General features: G+C 31.1%; 2 protein-coding genes. Both read left to right on the top strand.

Features of this window, described 5'->3' with window-relative positions; translation table 11 throughout:
- Nucleotides 1-73: 73 nt before the first annotated feature.
- On the top strand, nt 74-523 hold the full coding sequence (locus tag SPADD19_RS10850) for an ATP-binding cassette domain-containing protein (RefSeq protein WP_261674172.1): 450 nt from the start codon (nt 74-76) through the stop codon (nt 521-523).
- Nucleotides 524-573: 50 nt separating this feature from the next.
- A partial coding sequence (locus tag SPADD19_RS10855; RefSeq protein WP_128861640.1) for an ATP-binding cassette domain-containing protein occupies nt 574-810 on the top strand: 237 nt, incomplete at its 3' end.

An 810-nucleotide genomic window follows, 5' to 3' on the forward strand; every position in this document is an offset into this window, starting at 1 on the left:
GGCTCATTGTCAACTGTAGTGGCTTGATAAAAAGTTACAATCTGGAGAGGACTAAATTGGTTCTCTCCTTCATATAAGAAGTAAGTTAGCATACGTTAGTCAGGATCCCTATGTATTTGAAGGGACACTGAGAGATAATTTAACTTTGGGAAATTCAATGATTGTAGATGAAGAAATCAATAGGATTTGTATCGAATTTGGTTTATTTGAACTTACATCAGAGGGAAATGGGCTAGAGCTATTTCTTCTAGAAAATGGAGAGAACTTATCTGGTGGTCAAAAACAAAAAGTTGGATTGGCTAGAGCTATACTAAGTAATCCTGAAATTTTATTATTAGATGAGGCGACAAGTAGTTTGGATAAAGAATCCGAGAAAAAAGTTTTTGAATATTTAAATTCAATTAAAAAAAACATGATAATAATAAGTATTTTTCATGAAGATAGCTTCATGAAATTTGTAGATAGATTTATTGTTATGGATAAAGGAAGAATCATTTATGATGGATTTCCCTTAGATAAGTAAATAAATAGTATGGTTGAGTATAAACGTTGTTAACTAAAAGGGAAGACGAAATGGCACTATTACAAATTATTGGTCTAAATAAATCGTATAACAAAAAGAAAGTAATTGAAGATTTGTCATTTGAGTTGCAGAGTGGCGAAATAATGGGACTCATTGGACAAAATGGTTCTGGGAAAACTACAATATTCAAGACGATTTTAGGTTTAGTAAAAAAAGAATCTGGTGAAATTAAAATCAATGGGAAACTAATTGAAGGGAACTCAAAGGGCTATTTGAATACTATCGGT

The organism is Streptococcus parasanguinis (assembly GCF_001578955.1).
GTDB classification, from domain to species: domain Bacteria; phylum Bacillota; class Bacilli; order Lactobacillales; family Streptococcaceae; genus Streptococcus; species Streptococcus parasanguinis_U.